The sequence below is a fragment of the Arthrobacter sp. BK1 genome, assembly GCF_056680055.1.
On sequence record NZ_CM155263.1, the window covers coordinates 3,357,801 to 3,373,977 of the forward strand.

Sequence of the window (16,177 nt, forward strand, 5' to 3'; positions counted from 1 at the left end):
CCCGCGGAACATTTGCGACAATGGCATGGTGAACCGAGCATCCTTGGATAAGCGTCCGGACGAAGTAGCCACGATGTTTGACGACGTCGCACCTAAATACGATGTCGTCAACGATGTCCTCTCCATGGGGCAGACCCGCCGCTGGCGCAAGGTTGTGGTGGAAGCCATGGATGTAAAGCCCGGCCAGCGGGTGCTTGACCTGGCCGCCGGCACCGGCACGTCCAGCGAGCCATATGCCGATGCAGGCATAGATGTGATCGCCTGCGATTTCTCCCTTGGAATGCTCAAAGTGGGCAAGCGCCGCCGCCCGGACATCAACTTTGTCGCCGGTGACGCCACCAACCTGCCGTTCGCGGACAACTCCTTCGACGCCAGCACCATCTCGTTCGGCCTGCGGAACGTCAACGAGCCCAAAAAGGCCCTGGCCGAGATGCTCCGCGTCACCAAGCCCGGCGGCAAGCTGGTCATCGCCGAGTTCTCCCAGCCCGTGGTCCCGCTCTGGCGCACCATGTATACGGAATACCTCATGCGCGCCCTGCCTGCCATCGCCGTGAAGGTCGCTTCCAACCCGGACGCCTACGTTTACCTCGCCGAGTCCATCCGTGCCTGGCCGGACCAGGACCACCTCGCCGCCTGGCTGCAGGAATCAGGCTGGGAAGGCGTCAACTACCGCAACCTGACCGGCGGGATCGTGGCCATCCACCGGGCCACCAAGCCGCTGGAATCCACTCCGGATGGGGCTGCATCCGCCATCGCCGCGCACAAGGGCCCCGTGGCCAAGCTCCGCCGCAACATCACCCGCTGACGGCGTGAAAGTACTGATTGTCGGCGCCGGGCCGGCCGGGTCCACCGCCGCGTATTACCTGGCCAAGGCCGGCATCGATGTGACCGTCCTGGAAAAAACCAGCTTCCCGCGTGAGAAGGTCTGCGGCGACGGCCTGACCCCGCGGGCTGTCCGCGAAATCCAGAAGCTCGGCCTGCCGCATCCTGAGTCCGATGGCTGGCGCCGGAACAAGGGCCTCCGGCTCATGGCCGGCGGCCGGACCATTGAACTGCCCTGGCCCGAGGTCTCGGATTTCCCGCAGTACGGCCTGATCCGCACCCGCCTCGGCTTTGACGAGGAACTGGCCCGGCACGCCCAGGCCGCCGGTGCGGTGGTTCTGGAGCGGCACAGCGTTACTGAAGCCCTGCGGTCCGGGGACGGCCGCGTGACCGGAGTCCGCGCAGCGCTCCTGGACGAGTCCGGGCGCAAGACGGGGGAGACGCGGGAGTTCAGCGCCGACGTCGTACTCGCCGCCGACGGCAACTCCACCCGCACCGCCGTGTCACTTGGCATCCAGAAGCGCGACGACCGCCCGCTCGGCGTCGCCGTGCGCACCTACTTCACCTCGCCGCGCCACGATGACGACTGGATGGAAGGCTGGCTGGAACTCCCCGGCCGCGACGGCAAGCTGCTCCCCGGCTACGGCTGGGTGTTCGGCGTCGGCGACGGCACCGCCAACGTGGGCCTGGGCATCCTGAACTCCTCCAAGGAATTCGGCAAGCTCGACTACAAGCAGGTCCTGCGCGAATGGACCGCGGCGATGCCCGCCGAGTGGGGCTTCACGCCCGAGAACCAGGTGGGCGAGATCCGCGGCGCCGCGCTGCCCATGGGCTTCAACCGCACGCCGCACTACTCGCCCGGACTGATGCTCCTGGGCGACGCCGGCGGCATGGTGTCCCCGTTCAACGGAGAGGGCATCTCCTACGCGATGGAGTCCGCGCGGTTCGCGGCAGAGTTCATCATTGACGCGCCTTCCTCTTCAACGCACGACGCCGACGCCCACCTTTCGGGCTACGCGGACTATGTGCGGGGCCAGTGGGGCTCGCACTTCACGCTGGGCAGGGCCTTTGCCGCGTTGATCGGAAAGCCTGCGGTCATGAAGCTCGCGCTGCGGACCGGCATGCCGATTCCCGTCCTGATGCGCTTTGTGGTGCGGCTCCTGGCCAACCTCACAGACCCGGCCGCGAAGGGCTTCGAGGACCGCGCCATCCGGGTGCTGGAACTGCTCGTCCCGGCCACATCCAATACCTCCCCGGCTACGAACCAGCGGTATCCGCAACAAAAAGTTAGGGTTAACCCGTGACTAACTCCGCAGACCACAGCTGGACGCACGCCGGGCACGGCCTGCCGGACTCCGAACCCAGCCTCAACACCACCGCCATTGCCACGGGCCTCCAGCTGCCTGCCGGCTTTGCGGCGATCGCGGAGGACGCCGAGCTGGGCCCCGCCATCACCAACAACCTGGCCCGGGTGGAGAAGAAGCTGCGCGAAGCAATCGCCAACTCCGATCCGCTGGCTGACGCGACGTCGCGCCACCTGGTGGAAGCCGGCGGCAAACGCATCCGTCCGCTTCTGACCCTGCTGTGCGCACACCTCGGTGATGCTTCGCTGCCGGCCGTGGTGCAGGCTGCCGTGGTGGTTGAACTGACCCACCTCGCAACCCTCTATCACGACGACGTCATGGACTCCGCCCCCTTCCGCCGCGGCGCTCCTACGGCCCACGAGGTCTGGGGAAACTCGGTTGCGGTCCTCACCGGCGACCTCATTTTTGCCCGCGCCTCCATCCTGGTGTCCGAACTGGGTTCGCGTGCGCTGGGTATCCAGGCCCGCACCTTCGAACGCCTGTGCCTGGGCCAGCTGCATGAAACCGTGGGGCCGCGCCCGGACGAGGATCCGGTGGATCACTACCTCTCGGTCATCGCCGATAAGACCGGGTCCCTGGTGGCTGCTTCCGGCCAGCTTGGCGCGATCTTCGCCGGCGCCGACCCCGCTTATGAGAATGTGCTCGTGGAGTACGGCGAGAAGGTGGGCGTGGCCTTCCAGCTGGCCGATGACGTCATCGATGTCACGGGCGTCAAGGTCAAGTCGGGCAAGTCCCCGGGCACTGACCTCCGCGAAGGTGTCCCCACGCTGCCTGTGCTGTTCCTCCGGCGCGATGCCGCGGCCGGCGACCAGTCCGCCGTCGAACTTTTGAAGCTCATTGACGGGGACCTGACCTCGGACGAGGCATTGGCTTCCGCCGTGGCCGGGCTGCGCGAGCACCCGGTGACGGCCGAGTCCTGGGTGGTTGCCCGCGGCTGGGCCGATGAAGCCATCGCTGCCCTGGCCCCGCTGCCCGAGGGTGTTGTGAAGTCTTCGCTGTCCAACTTCGCCCTGGCCGTGGTGGACCGCGCCAGCTGATCCTGGCGTCCGACCCCGGCTATCCTGGCCTGGGATTGCTGTTAAAGCGGAATAGCCCCGGTTCTCTGCAACGTTACGAGTCATACGTTGCGTCGAACCGGGGCTATTTCTCCGTTCGCATCAGATCCGCCGGAGGCGTTTAGCGGATCCGTGAACAGTCTATGACAGCTTTGTCATAAAGCGCAAGCCCCTTGTTACTGCCGGTGTCACAGAATTTCCCGCTCCTTCGGGGGGCACTTTGCGGCCTATTGGACTTAGTCCCCGGCTAAAAGGCGGCGTGTCCATGTCACAGTGCCCCGCGACGGCCGGCTTTTCCACATGGCGCATACTCGATCTGCCTTTTGCCGGGGTGCGGGGGCACTTTGGAGCCATGGATATTGAGACTTTTCTACGTGCCCGGGCCGGCGTAGCCCGGGCCTCGACGCTCCGTGGCGCAGGATTCTCCCGGGCCCACCTCGACAAGGCGCTGGGTGCCGGGCGCATTGTCCGGATTCGGCGGGGTATCTACAGTACGCCCCGTGAGGCAGGCTCGCTCGGCCTGGCCTTGCAGCACAACGCCCTGGTCACGTGCCTGTCGGCCGCCCCGACGTACCGGCTGTGGACTCTCCACGAAGCGTCTTCGGTGCATCTCAGCCCGGGGCACAAGAAGGCGCCGCCGGGGACGCTGATTCATGGTCGGTGCCCTCATCCCACCCACCCCTGGTTGCCGGTCGCCGGCCTGGCCGACGTGCTCATTCATTCTCTGCGCTGCCTGCCCACGGTGGAGTCGCTGGTCATGCTCCAGTGTGCAGCCCAACGTGGCGATATCACCCTGGAGTTCCTGCGGCGCAAGCTTCCTGGGAACCGCAACGCCCGCGCCCGGGCCCTCCTGGACAACGTGATCCCGCGGGCGGATTCCCTGCTGGAGGTGCTGGCCGACTACCACTTCCGCCGTGCGGGTCTACAGGTGCGGCGGCATGTAGACATTCCAGAAGTGGGAGAGGTGGATTTCCTGATTGAGGATTGCCTCGTTGTGGAGACCGACGGAGACACCCACTTGGAGCCACGCCAAGTGAAAAAGGACCGAAAACGCAACAATGCCACCCTGATTGGCGGGCGCCTCGGCCTCAGATTTGGCTACGACGACGTCGTCCATCACCCTGAGCGGATGGTGGCCCAGGTGGTGGAGGTCCTTGAACTTTCCCGTCAGGGAGCCTTCGGCGCTAGGTGAGTCCCGCCGTCGTGGGGATTTCAGCGGGAAGTAACTCCCGCCGTCGTGGGGATTTCAGCGGGAAGTAACTCGCGCCGTCTGGGGCACTTTGGGCGATGCAGACCGCGAAACAGGCTTGGACTGCGGCGAGTCCGTGTCAATGTGCCCCGTTTAGGCCGCACGTGCGTGCAGCAGGAGGGGTACGCGGAGGCGCGACAGGCTGCAGCGGCGGGAAGGCGACGAGGGGAGAGCCTCCCGGCAGGTAGCCTTCGGCGCCCGCGACGGGAGCCTTAGTCCTCTTCGTCGTTGAAGGCCCACTCGAACATGTCGAAGACGAACTCGGAGAAGGTGCCCTCCTCGGATTTCCACTGTCCGCGGGCGTTGTTGCGGCGGTAGACGATGGGGTCCGGGACGCTGAGGTCGCCCACGCGGATGCCCCAGGTGAACTGTTCTTCCTCGTCCTCAAGAAACATCAGGAAGCCTTCGTCATCAACTTCCAGCTCTTCCGGGTCCCAGAAGTAGTGGTAGGCCTCCATGAGGTCCTCGCAGCCGCCAACGGCCTGGTAGAACTCCTTCAGCACCAACGGAACCTGGAACTGGTGTTCTGCGAGGGCGGCATCCAGCTCTTCAGTGGTAAGGCCGTCCTCTTCCTGCCATTCATCTTCGAGATACTTCGGAACAAGCGCACGGAATTTCTCGAGGAACATGTCAGTCATGGCTCTAATCCTAGCTAATCGCCGGGGTCCCAAAAGCCGCCCAAAAAGCCGCCCGGATCACCGTCCGCGGACCCGCCCGGATCACCGCCCTAAGAGCCGCCGCCCGAGTCCCCGGGTTCGCCCCGCCGCTGCCAGCCGTGCACGGCCAGCGGTGCCTGCCAGTGGCGGCGCCAGGCGAGGACCCGGAAGGTGAAGACGACGGCGGCGACGCCGGCTGCCGAGAGAACGTTAAAGGCGCCGGCAACCCACAGAATGGCGGTCAGCGCAGACCCCAGGAACGCGGGCAGGGCGTAGATGTCCTTGGGGTTGAAGAGTTCGGGCACCTCGTTGGCTGTGACGTCCCGCAGCAGCCCGCCGCCCACCGCCGTCATGACGCCCAGCAGCACCGCAGCCACGGGGTGCATGCCCACAGCCAGGGCCTTGACCGTGCCGGTCATGCAGAAGAGGGCCAGCCCGCCGGCGTCGAACAGGGTCAGCAGCGAGGTCACACGTTGGACGCTGGAGTACAGGAAGTAGACCAGAACGGTGGCCAGCAGCGGCGGGAACAGGTAGGCGGGGTTGGTGAAGGCGGCGGGCGGGCCGCTGTTGAGGATGAGGTCGCGGATCACGCCGCCGCCCAGGCCCACGAGGGAGGCCAGGAGCAGCGAGCCCACAATGTCGATGTTCTTCCGCGCGGCCAGGAGTGAGCCGGACACCGCGAAGAAGAACACGCCCAGCAGGTCCAGCCACACGGGAGCGTTGTCAAAGGCGAATGTCATGGGCGTCCCGGCTAGGTGAAAGTTGGGCGGACAGGGCGGCTCCAACGTTACGCTAGCCCCTATGAATAACCCGATCATGATCGCCTGTGCCCACGGGACGTCCAGCTCCCAGGGTGCGGCCGAGGTCAACGCCCTGAGGGACGGCATCGCCGCGCTGCGTCCCGGCCTTGACGTGCGGGAAGCGTATGTTGACGTCCAGCAGCCTGACCTCGTGGACGTGGTGGCGGGCCTGCCCGAAGGTGCCGAAGCCGTCGTCGTGCCCTTGCTTCTGAGCGTGGGCTACCACGTCAAGGTGGACATCGCGCGTGCCGTGAAGAGCAGGCCGGGGAGCCTGGCTGCGGCGCCGCTGGGCCCCGATCCGAGGCTTGCCGCGCTCCTGGACCAGCGGCTCCGCGAGGCCGGCGTCACCGACCGCGACCTGATCGTCCTTGCCGCTGCGGGCTCGTCCAACCCCAATGCCGCCGTCAGTGTGGAGGAACTTCTGGGCCAGCTCCGGGAACTGCGGAGCAACAGGATCGTGGCCGCCTATGGCGCCTCGGCCAAGCCGTCAGTGCCCGACGCCGTCGCCATGCTCCGCGAGGAAGCGGCCGGGGGTGCCGGGGCGGGGGAGTCCGCGGGAGCCGTGGACCTGGGCGGCCGCGTGGTGATTGCGTCCTACCTGCTGGCGCCGGGCTTCTTCCACGACCAGCTGGCAAAAGCGGGTGCCGACCTCGTCACTGAGCCGCTGCTGCCATCGCCCGTGCTCGCCCGGATCGCGCTGGACAGGTACGACGCCGCCGTCGCGGGCGGGCACTAACAAAGGGCCCCGGAAAGCACAGCGGAGGGGCATCTTCAAGGCTCGTCGGCGTTTCGTGACGAAATGTTTCCCTAGGTGACTCAACGTTTCCGGACCTTTGTTACGCCCTTCGGCGGCACCCTACAGTCGATGCATGACTGATACAGCTCTAGCCGGAGCGTCCGCGGACTCCGCAGCCGCCAAGCGCCCCGCGCGCACCAACCGCCCCGCCGCAAAACCGCACGGGCAGTGGAAAGTGGACGGCAAAACTCCGCTGAACGCCAACGAAACCTGGAAACAGGAAGACGACGGCCTGAACGTCCGCGAGCGTATCGAGTCCATCTACTCCAAAGAGGGCTTCGACTCCATCCCTGGCCAGGACCTGCACGGCCGCTTCCGCTGGTGGGGCCTGTACACCCAACGCAAGCCCGGGATCGACGGCGGCAAGACCGCAACGCTTGAGCCGCACGAGCTCGAGGACAAGTACTTCATGCTCCGGGTAAGGATCGACGGCGGTGCGCTCACCACCGAGCAGCTGCGCGTCATCGGCCAGATCTCCGTGGACTTTGCCCGGGATTCCGCCGACCTCACCGACCGCCAGAACATCCAGCTGCACTGGATCCGGGTGGAGGACATCCCCGAGATCTGGACCCGCCTGGAAGGTGTTGGCCTGTCCACCACCGAGGCCTGCGGCGACGTCCCGCGCGTCATCCTGGGCTCGCCCGTGGCCGGCATCGCCAAGGACGAGATCATCGATCCCACGCCGCTGATTGCCGAGCTGGGCGAACGCTTCATCGGCAACCCGCTGCTCTCCAACCTGCCGCGCAAATACAAGACCGCCATCACCGGCCACCCCAGCCAGGACGTGGTCCACGAGATCAACGACTTCGCGTTGGTCGGCGTGAAGCACCCCGAACTCGGCGTCGGCTACGATCTCTGGGCCGGCGGCGCGCTCTCAACCAACCCGATGCTGGGCAAGCGCCTGGGCGCCTTTGTGAGGCCTGAGGAAGCCGCCGAAGTGTGGCTCGGCGTCACCAGCATCTTCCGCGACTACGGGTACCGCCGCATGCGCACCAAGGCCCGCCTGAAGTTCCTCATGGCCGACTGGGGTCCGGAGAAGTTCCGCCAGATCCTCGAGGACGAATACCTCGGCTACAAGCTGGCCGACGGCCCCGCCGCCCCGAAGCCCACCTCCCCGGGCGACCACATCGGCGTGCACGAGCAGAAGGACGGCAAGTTCTTCATCGGCGCCACCCCGCTGGCCGGCCGCCTCTCCGGCTCGCAGCTGGTCAAGCTCGCGGACACCCTCGAGTCCCGCGGTTCCTACCGCCTGCGCACCACCCCGCACCAGAAGCTGGTTGTGCTGGACGTTCCCAAGGAGCAGGTGGAGCCCCTCGTGGCCGAGCTGGACACCCTGGGCCTGTCCGCCCGCCCGTCCGTGTTCCGCCGCGGCACCATCGCCTGCACCGGCATCGAGTACTGCAAGCTGGCCATCGTGGAAACGAAGGTCACCGCAGCCACTGCCGTCGCAGAACTGGAACGCCGCCTCGCGGACCTCACGGAGTCCGGCGAACTGCCGCACGCGCTGTCCCTGCACATCAACGGCTGCCCCAACTCCTGCGCCCGCATCCAGACCGCGGACATCGGCCTCAAGGGCATGATGCTGCCAACGCCCGACGGCGACCCCACCCCGGGTTTCCAAGTCCACCTGGGCGGCGGCCTGGCTTCCACCGACCGCGAGGAAGCAGGCCTGGGACGCACGGTCCGCGGCCTCAAGGTCTACGTTGAGGACCTGCCGGACTACGTGGAGCGCGTTGTCCGCACCTTTGTTGCCCAGCGCGCCGAAGGCCAGACCTTCGCCGAGTGGGCCCACGCAGCAGATGAGGGGGCCCTCCAGTGAGCAAGCACGCAGCGGGTATTGACCCCGTCGTTGAGCCGGCCGTCGCCTCTGAACAGGTTGAGGCAACGCTGGCAGCCGCGTCCCCCAAACTCCGCACGCACGACGAACTGAAGGCAATCGCCGAGTCAGGTGCCGCCGAGCTCGGCTGGGACGCCCCGGCCCGCGACGTGATCGCCTGGGTGGAGCGCAACTTCGAGCTGCCCGCTGTGGCCGTCGCCTGCTCCATGGCCGACGCCGTACTGCCGGCCCTGGTTGCTGACCAGCTGCCCGGCGTCGACGTCCTGTTCCTGGAGACCGGCTACCACTTCCCGGAAACCTACGCCACGCGTGACGAGGTGGCCGCGAACCTCCGCGTCAACGTGGTGGATGTCCTGCCGGAGAACACCGTGGAGCAGCAGGACCGGCTCCTGGGCAAGGACCTCTTCGCCCGCGACGCCGCCCAGTGCTGCGCCCTCCGCAAGGTGGCCCCGCTGCGCCGCACCCTGGCCGGCTACGAACTCTGGTTCACCGGCGTCCGCCGCGACGAAGCCCCCACCCGCACCAACACCCCGCTGGTCACTTGGGACGAGGTCAACGGCCTGGTCAAGGTGAACCCGGTGGCTGCGTGGAGCTTCGACCAGCTGGTCCAGTACTCCGATGACAACCTCCTGCCCGTCAACCCGCTGCTTTCCCAGGGTTATCCTTCGATCGGCTGCCAGCCCTGCACCCGGAAGGTTGCACCGGGCGATGACCCCCGCGCCGGCCGCTGGGCAGGCACCGACAAGACAGAATGCGGACTACACGTATGAGCACTTACCTAACTGAGGAGACCAGCCAGGTGACTGAAGCTGCCGTATCCACGCGCCTCTCCAGCCTGGACACCCTCGAATCCGAGGCCATCCACATCATCCGGGAGGTTGTTGCCGAATTCGAGAAGCCCGCGCTGCTGTTCTCCGGCGGCAAAGACTCCGTGGTGATGCTGCACCTGGCCACCAAGGCGTTCTGGCCGGGCAAGGTCCCGTTCCCCGTGCTGCACGTTGACACGGGACACAACTTCCCCGAGGTCATCGACTTCCGCGACCGCACGGTTGAAAGGCTGGGACTTAAGCTCGTCGTCGGCTCCGTCCAGGAGTTCATCGACCGTGGCGAGCTGGCCGAGCGTGCCGACGGCACCCGCAACCCGCTGCAGACCGTCCCGCTGCTGGACGCCATTGTGAAGAACAAGTTCGACGCCGTGTTCGGCGGCGGCCGCCGTGACGAGGACAAGGCCCGCGCCAAGGAGCGCATCCTGAGCCTCCGCGACGAGTTCGGCCAGTGGGACCCGCGCAACCAGCGCCCCGAACTGTGGAACCTGTACAACGGCCGCCACACCGTGGGCCAGCACGTCCGCGCGTTCCCCATCAGCAACTGGACCGAGCTGGACATCTGGCGCTACATCGAACGCGAGAACATCGAGCTGCCGGGCCTGTATTACGCCCACGACCGCGAAGTGTTTGCCCGCGACGGCATGTGGCGCGCAGTCGGCGAGGTTTCCCAGCCGCTGCCGCACGAGGAAGTCATCACCAAGACGGTCCGCTACCGCACCGTGGGCGACATGTCCTGCACAGGCGCCGTCGAATCGGACGCAGCCACCGTGAGCGACGTTGTGATTGAAGTTGCCGCCTCCACCATCACCGAACGTGGTGCCACCCGCGCAGATGACCGCATCTCCGAGGCAGCCATGGAAGACCGCAAGAAGGATGGTTACTTCTAAATGAGCACCGAAACTTTGCCGCTGGCCGGGCTGGAAACCGCCCTGCCCACCACGCTTTTCCGCTTTGCCACCGCCGGATCGGTCGACGACGGGAAGTCCACTCTGGTGGGCCGCCTCCTTCACGATTCCAAGGCAATTCTTGCTGACACGCTCGACGCCGTTGCCCGCACCTCCTCCGACCGCGGCTTCGGCGGCGAAAAGGGCGGGATCGACCTGGCCCTCCTGACCGACGGCCTGCGCGCCGAGCGTGAGCAGGGCATCACCATCGACGTGGCCTACCGCTACTTCGCCACGGACCAGCGCAGCTTCATCCTGGCCGACTGCCCCGGGCACGTTCAGTACACCAAGAACACGGTGACCGGCGCGTCCACTGCGGATGCCGTCGTCGTACTCATTGACGCCCGCAAGGGTGTCCTGGAGCAGACCCGCCGGCACCTTTCCGTGCTGCAGCTGCTGCGTGTGGCCCACGTCATTGTGGCCGTCAACAAGATCGACCTCGTGGACTTCAGCGAGTCCGTGTTCCGCGAAATCCAGGCCGACGTGCAGCAGGTGGCCCGCGAACTGGGCATCGGCTCCGCCGAACTGGGCACCGCCGACCACATCGACGACCTCCTGGTCATCCCCGTCTCAGCCCTCGACGGCGACAACGTGGTGGACCGCTCCGAGCGCACCCCCTGGTACGACGGCCCTGCCCTGCTGGAGGTCCTCGAAACCCTGCCGGCAGCCGACGAGATCGACACGCAGCTGGAGAGCTTCCGGTTCCCCGTGCAGCTGGTCATCCGGCCGCAGGGTGCACTCGCTCCCGACGCCGTTGCCGCCGGCCTGGACGTTGAGGCCTACCGCGACTACCGCGCCTACGCCGGCCAGATCACCGAGGGTTCGGTGAAGGTGGGGGACAAGGTTTCCGTGCTCACGCCGGGCCAGGCCGCCCGCACCACCACCGTGGTGGGCATCGACTTCGCCGGTGAGTCCCTGCAGGAAGCGTTCGCCCCGCAGTCCGTGGCGATCCGCCTGGCCGAGGAATTCGACGTCGCCCGTGGTGACACCATCGCCGCCGCCGGCACCGTCCGCGAATCCTCCGCCGACCTTTACGCCGCCCTGTGCTGGCTGTCACCGAAGCCCCTGCGGGAGGGTGCCAAGGTGCTGGTCAAGCACGGCACCCGCACCGTCCAGGCGCTGGTCCGCAACGTCAGCGGCAAGCTGGACCTGGCCTCCTTCAAGCTCGAAGCCACCTCAAGCCTGGAGCTGAACGACATCGGCCACGCGCAGCTCCGGCTCGCCGCCCCGCTGCCGCTGGAGAACTACACGCACCACCGCCGCACCGGCGCGTTCCTAGTCATCGATCCGTTGGACGGCAACACGCTGGCCGCGGGCCTGGTCAAGGACCACCCGGGCGACCACGAGGACGAGCGCTACTCGATCTGAGTTTGTACCGACGCCGCGGCCTGTTCGCAGTTCCGGACCCTTACGGGCCGGCTCCGCGGACAGGCCGCGGTTTTGTCGTTTCGTATCCTTAAGGTAGGGAGGCGACGCGGTGGAGACCATCAACAGCAAGCTCATCAGCTGGGCCTCGATCCTGGACGACAATACCCGCGAACAGGCCCTTGCCACGGCCACGTTGCCCATCATCTACCCGCACCTGGCCCTGATGCCGGACGCGCACCTGGGCAAGGGTGCCACCGTGGGCTCGGTCATTCCCACCCTGCGCTCGATCATTCCGGCCGCCGTGGGGGTGGACATCGGCTGCGGCATGATCGCGGTGCGGACCCAGTACCAGGTGAAGGACCTCCCCAAAAACCGGAAACCGCTGCGTGAAGCCATCGAACGGGCCATCCCGCTGTCCGCCGGCCACAATAACCGGACAGTCCAGGCCACCGCTGTACCCCGGATCGCCGAGCTGAGGGAGCTGGCGGCCCAAGCCGGGTTCAACCCTGGCCAGTATGTGGAGAAGTGGGACCTGCAGCTGGGCTCGCTGGGCTCGGGGAACCACTTCATTGAGGTATCCGCCGATGAGAACGACGCCGTCTGGCTGTTCCTGCACTCCGGCTCGCGCGGCGTGGGCAACAAGATCGCGCAGCATCACATCGGCGTTGCCCGGGAGGTCACCCACAAGCGCGGCACCCGCGTGCCCGATCCGGACCTGGCATACCTGGAGGAGGGCACACCCGAGTTCCGGCGGTACATCGAGGAGCTGCGGTGGGCCCAGCACTTTGCCCTGCTGAACCGCGAGGAAATGATGGACCGGGTTGTGGCGCAGTTCCGCAACTGGGTGGGCGGGCCGGTCAAGGAGCGCGAGCGGATCAACTGCCATCACAACTTCACCCAGCTCGAGACGCACTACGGCAAGTCGGTCTGGGTGTCGCGGAAGGGTGCCATTAAAGCCGGGCGGGGCGATCCGGGACTTGTTCCGGGGTCCATGGGGACGGCGTCGTACGTTGTGGAAGGGCTGGGGAACCCGGCCTCCCTGAACTCCTCCCCGCACGGTGCCGGCCGCGAATACTCCCGGAATGCGGCAAAGAAGACCTTCTCGCTGACGGAACTGAAGCAGGCAATGCAGGGGATCGAGTTCCGGGCCAGCGAGGCATTCATCGATGAGATCCCGGCCGCATACAAGCCCATCGACGTGGTGATGCGTGACGCGCAGGACCTCGTGAAGGTACGGCACAAGCTGCGGCAGCTCGTCAACGTTAAGGGCGACTGAAACCGCCCGAAGGCGTCCTGTAGCCACTCAATGTGACGCTAGATGAACCCGCGTGACCCCCCGTTTCCGCGTCATTGAACGGGTTTATGACACTCCCTATGGTGAAACAATGACTAGTTCCAAGCCCGGGATGACCCGCATCGTGGCAGGCGAAAGCGCAGCACCCCAGCGCAAGCGTGCCATCGAGGCATTCCTGGCGATCGGACTGGTCCTTTTGATCGCAGCCGGCGCCGTGGTGGCGTCCACCATTTCCCGTAACACGGATGCCCAGGCCGCGCCGGCGCCGACGGCTGCAGACGAACTGAAGCTGGGCTACTTCGGAAACCTGACCCACGCGCCCGCGCTGGTGGGCCTGAAACAGGGAATCCTGGCCCGCAACCTCGGCTCCACCCGCTTGAGTACCGAGACCTTCAACGCGGGACCCGCCGCCATTGAGGCGCTGAACGCCGGGGCCATCGACGCCACTTACATCGGCCCCAACCCGGCCATCAATTCGTTTGTCAAGAGCCAGGGCGAGTCCATCAGCGTCATCGCCGGTGCTGCCGCGGGCGGGGCCCAGCTGGTGGTGAAGCCGGACATCAACTCCGCCGCCGATCTCCGCGGCAAGACCTTGGCCTCCCCGCAACTGGGCGGCACGCAGGATGTCGCGCTGCGCGCCTGGCTTGGCTCCCAGGGCTACAAGACCAACGTGGACGGCAGCGGCGACGTCGCCATCAATCCCACCGAAAACGCCCAGACGCTGAAACTGTTCCAGGACGGAAAGCTCGACGGCGCGTGGTTGCCCGAGCCATGGGCCTCCCGTTTGGTACTGACTGCGGGGGCGAAAGTGCTGGTGGATGAAAAGGACCTCTGGGACGGCTCGGCGTCCGGCAAACCCGGTGAGTTTCCCACCACCATCCTGATCGTGAACAAGAACTTTGCCGCCGCCCATCCGGAGACCGTGAAGGCGCTGCTGAAGGGCCACACCGAATCCGTGGCCTGGCTCAATGACACTCCCGAGCCAGAGAAGTCGGCCGTCGTCAATGCCGCACTGCAGGAAGCCGCCGGCGCCGCGCTGCCCGCCGACGTCCTGGACCGGTCCCTGCAGAACATTGTGTTCACCGTGGACCCGCTCGCCGGAACCTACCCCAAGCTGCTCAAAGACGGAGTGGAGGCCGGTACCACCAAGCAGGCCGACATCACCGGGCTGTTCGACCTCCGCGCCCTGAACGAAGTCATCGCCGCCGGAAAGACCGGACAGCCCACCTCAGCCGCCGGCCTCGGCCAGGACTGACCCCGCATTACCAGCAATCCACCAATCTAAGGACGGGACCATGCCAGTCGTACTGGAAAACCTGGGCAAGCGCTTCGGCGACGGCGCCCCGGTGCTGGACGACGTCAACGCCACCATCGGCGCGGGCGAGTTCGTCGCCCTCCTCGGTGCCTCCGGCTGCGGCAAATCCACCCTGCTGAACATCATGGCGGGACTGGAAGTCCCGACGTCGGGCGCTTTGGAAGTGCCCAGCGACGGTGCCGCATTTATGTTCCAGGACGCCGCGCTGTTTCCGTGGCTCACGGCCCGGGAGAACATCGAGCTGGCCCTGAAGCTGCGCGGCGTCGGCAAGTCCCAGCGCCGGGTCAAGGCAGATGAACTCCTCGACCTCGTGCACCTCGGCGAGGCCGGGGACAAGCGCCCGCACGAGCTCTCCGGCGGCATGCGCCAGCGTGTGGCGCTGGCCCGATCGCTCGCTCAGGACCGGCAGCTGCTCCTGATGGACGAGCCGTTCGCCGCGCTCGACGCCATCACCCGCGACCTCCTCCACGATGAGCTGGAACGCATCTGGAAAGAAACCGGGCGCACCATCGTTTTTGTCACGCACAACGTCCGCGAGGCCGTGCGGCTGGGCCAGCGCGTGCTGCTGCTCTCATCCCGCCCCGGCCGGGTGGTCCAGGAATGGGCCGTCTCCGAGGAACACCGAACCGACGCCGGCCTGGCCGGCCAGCTGACCGGGGTCATCACCGCCCGGCTGCGCGAGGAGATCCGCCGCCATGCCAAATAACCCCACCCCCCTGGCGGAAGAAAAGCCGGTAGCGGAGCACGCTTCCGCTGAGAAGGTCCACGCAGCCCTCACCCGGTCCTCCACCGGGAACGAGGACCTGCGTGAGCTTGAGGCCGGCCTGGACTCCCTGCAGTCCGACGCCGCCCGCAAGCACCGGATCGACTGGAGCCGCATCCTATTGCCGGTTGCCGCGCTGGTGGTCCTGGTCCTGATCTGGCAGTTCTATGTCTCCCTCGGTGTCAAGCGCCGCGACCTGGTGCCCGGCCCGCTCGATGTGCTGGGCCAGATCGGTGTGCTGTGGGGCGAGGGCAAGCTGCAGGAGGCGGTGTGGACCTCGCTCCAGCGCGGCATCGTGGGGTTCCTGATTTCTGTGGCGATCGCTACTCCGGTGGGCCTGCTGCTGGCGCAGGTGGCACCGCTTCGCCGGGCGTTCGGCCCCCTGATTTCCGGGCTTCAGGTCCTGCCCTCTGTGGCCTGGGTTCCGGCCGCGATCATCTGGTTCGGCCTCACCGATGCCACCGTGTACTTCGTGGTGTTTATGGGCGCCATCCCCTCCATCATCAACGGCCTGATCTCCGGCGTGGACCAGATCCCGCCGCAGTACCGCCGGGTGGGGACTGTTCTGGGTGCCAACCGGCTCCAGATGGCGCTGCAGATTGTCCTCCCCGCAGCCCTTCCCGGTTACCTCGGCGGGCTGAAGCAGGGCTGGGCTTTCTCGTGGCGCTCCCTGATGGCCGCCGAAATCATCGCCGTGGGCGGGACCATCGGCTTCGGCCTGGGCTCGCTGCTGGACCAGGGCCGTGTCCTGTCCGACATGACCGTGGTGATGGCCGCGATCCTGCTGATTCTGGCCGTGGGCATCCTGATCGAGCTCCTGGTCTTCGCGCCGATCGAGAAGCGCCTCCTCCGCAGCCGCGGCCTCCTCGCCGGCAGCACCCGCTAACCCGCTTTTTTCCTGCAACGCGGGGTCAGATCCTGCCCAATAACCACTGGTTATCGGGCCGGATCTGACCCCGCGTTGGTTTAATCCGGGCCCTACGCGCCGTGATGGAACGCACGACGGCGAGTCCCGCCGTCGGGCCCCTCCTACGACTGACGGTCCGTCCTCTGCCATCCCTCCAACGCGGGGTCACTCCCGACCCAA

Annotated in this window: 15 protein-coding genes; 13 read left to right on the forward strand and 2 right to left on the reverse strand. The window is 66.6% G+C overall.

Annotated elements, in window-relative coordinates; all coding sequences use genetic code 11:
- Window positions 1–28: 28 nt before the first annotated feature.
- The 4 genes from AC1MCA_RS15330 to AC1MCA_RS15345 all read left to right on the forward strand — a co-directional run bounded on the left by AC1MCA_RS15330 (window position 29) and on the right by AC1MCA_RS15345 (window position 4,433).
- A complete protein-coding gene (locus tag AC1MCA_RS15330) occupies window positions 29–805 on the forward strand; it encodes a demethylmenaquinone methyltransferase (protein ID WP_479798895.1) in 777 nt (258 codons plus the stop codon).
- 4 nt (window positions 806–809) lie between these two features.
- Window positions 810–2,126, forward strand: a complete 1,317-nt coding sequence (locus AC1MCA_RS15335) for a geranylgeranyl reductase family protein (protein ID WP_479798897.1) — start codon at window positions 810–812, stop codon at window positions 2,124–2,126.
- On the forward strand, window positions 2,123–3,223 hold the full coding sequence (locus AC1MCA_RS15340) for a polyprenyl synthetase family protein (protein ID WP_108600808.1): 1,101 nt from the start codon (window positions 2,123–2,125) through the stop codon (window positions 3,221–3,223). The genes AC1MCA_RS15335 and AC1MCA_RS15340 overlap by 4 nt, the downstream gene beginning before the upstream one ends.
- A gap of 370 nt (window positions 3,224–3,593) precedes the next feature.
- Window positions 3,594–4,433 (forward strand): type IV toxin-antitoxin system AbiEi family antitoxin domain-containing protein, encoded by an 840-nt coding sequence (locus AC1MCA_RS15345; RefSeq protein ID WP_479798899.1) that lies wholly within the window; start codon window positions 3,594–3,596, stop codon window positions 4,431–4,433.
- Window positions 4,434–4,702: 269 nt separating this feature from the next.
- Here the strand turns inward: AC1MCA_RS15345 and AC1MCA_RS15350 are convergent, their stop codons facing one another.
- A complete protein-coding gene (locus AC1MCA_RS15350) occupies window positions 4,703–5,128 on the reverse strand; it encodes a hypothetical protein (protein WP_108600810.1) in 426 nt (141 codons plus the stop codon).
- Between the two features lie 89 nt (window positions 5,129–5,217).
- Complete coding sequence (locus AC1MCA_RS15355) at window positions 5,218–5,886, reverse strand: trimeric intracellular cation channel family protein (RefSeq protein ID WP_479798901.1); 669 nt, start codon at window positions 5,884–5,886, stop codon at window positions 5,218–5,220.
- A 61-nt stretch (window positions 5,887–5,947) separates the two neighbouring features.
- Here AC1MCA_RS15355 and AC1MCA_RS15360 point away from each other — a divergent pair, with 61 nt between their 5' ends.
- The 9 genes from AC1MCA_RS15360 (at window position 5,948) to AC1MCA_RS15400 (ending at window position 15,976) form a co-directional block, all read left to right on the forward strand.
- Complete coding sequence (locus AC1MCA_RS15360) at window positions 5,948–6,682, forward strand: sirohydrochlorin chelatase (protein WP_479798903.1); 735 nt, start codon at window positions 5,948–5,950, stop codon at window positions 6,680–6,682.
- Between the two features lie 133 nt (window positions 6,683–6,815).
- Entirely contained in the window at window positions 6,816–8,561 is a 1,746-nt protein-coding gene (locus tag AC1MCA_RS15365) for a nitrite/sulfite reductase (protein WP_479798905.1), read from the forward strand.
- A 68-nt stretch (window positions 8,562–8,629) separates the two neighbouring features.
- Window positions 8,630–9,349 (forward strand): phosphoadenylyl-sulfate reductase, encoded by a 720-nt coding sequence (locus AC1MCA_RS15370; protein WP_479803418.1) that lies wholly within the window; start codon window positions 8,630–8,632, stop codon window positions 9,347–9,349.
- Window positions 9,346–10,293 (forward strand): sulfate adenylyltransferase subunit CysD, encoded by a 948-nt coding sequence (gene cysD / locus AC1MCA_RS15375; protein ID WP_479798907.1) that lies wholly within the window; start codon window positions 9,346–9,348, stop codon window positions 10,291–10,293. Before AC1MCA_RS15370 ends, cysD begins: the two co-directional genes overlap by 4 nt.
- Window positions 10,294–11,718 (forward strand): sulfate adenylyltransferase subunit 1, encoded by a 1,425-nt coding sequence (locus tag AC1MCA_RS15380; protein WP_479798909.1) that lies wholly within the window; start codon window positions 10,294–10,296, stop codon window positions 11,716–11,718.
- Window positions 11,719–11,827: 109 nt separating this feature from the next.
- Window positions 11,828–12,994: an RtcB family protein gene (locus AC1MCA_RS15385; RefSeq protein WP_479798910.1), complete on the forward strand. Its 1,167-nt coding sequence runs from the start codon at window positions 11,828–11,830 to the stop codon at window positions 12,992–12,994.
- Window positions 12,995–13,124: 130 nt separating this feature from the next.
- Window positions 13,125–14,267, forward strand: coding sequence for an ABC transporter substrate-binding protein (locus AC1MCA_RS15390; RefSeq protein WP_479803420.1), 1,143 nt, complete (start codon window positions 13,125–13,127; stop codon window positions 14,265–14,267).
- Window positions 14,268–14,307: 40 nt separating this feature from the next.
- Window positions 14,308–15,033 carry an ABC transporter ATP-binding protein gene (locus AC1MCA_RS15395; protein WP_108598526.1) on the forward strand — a complete coding sequence of 242 codons (726 nt, stop codon included), beginning with the start codon at window positions 14,308–14,310 and terminating at the stop codon, window positions 15,031–15,033.
- Window positions 15,023–15,976 (forward strand): ABC transporter permease, encoded by a 954-nt coding sequence (locus AC1MCA_RS15400; protein ID WP_479798912.1) that lies wholly within the window; start codon window positions 15,023–15,025, stop codon window positions 15,974–15,976. Before AC1MCA_RS15395 ends, AC1MCA_RS15400 begins: the two co-directional genes overlap by 11 nt.
- Window positions 15,977–16,177: the final 201 nt, after the last annotated feature.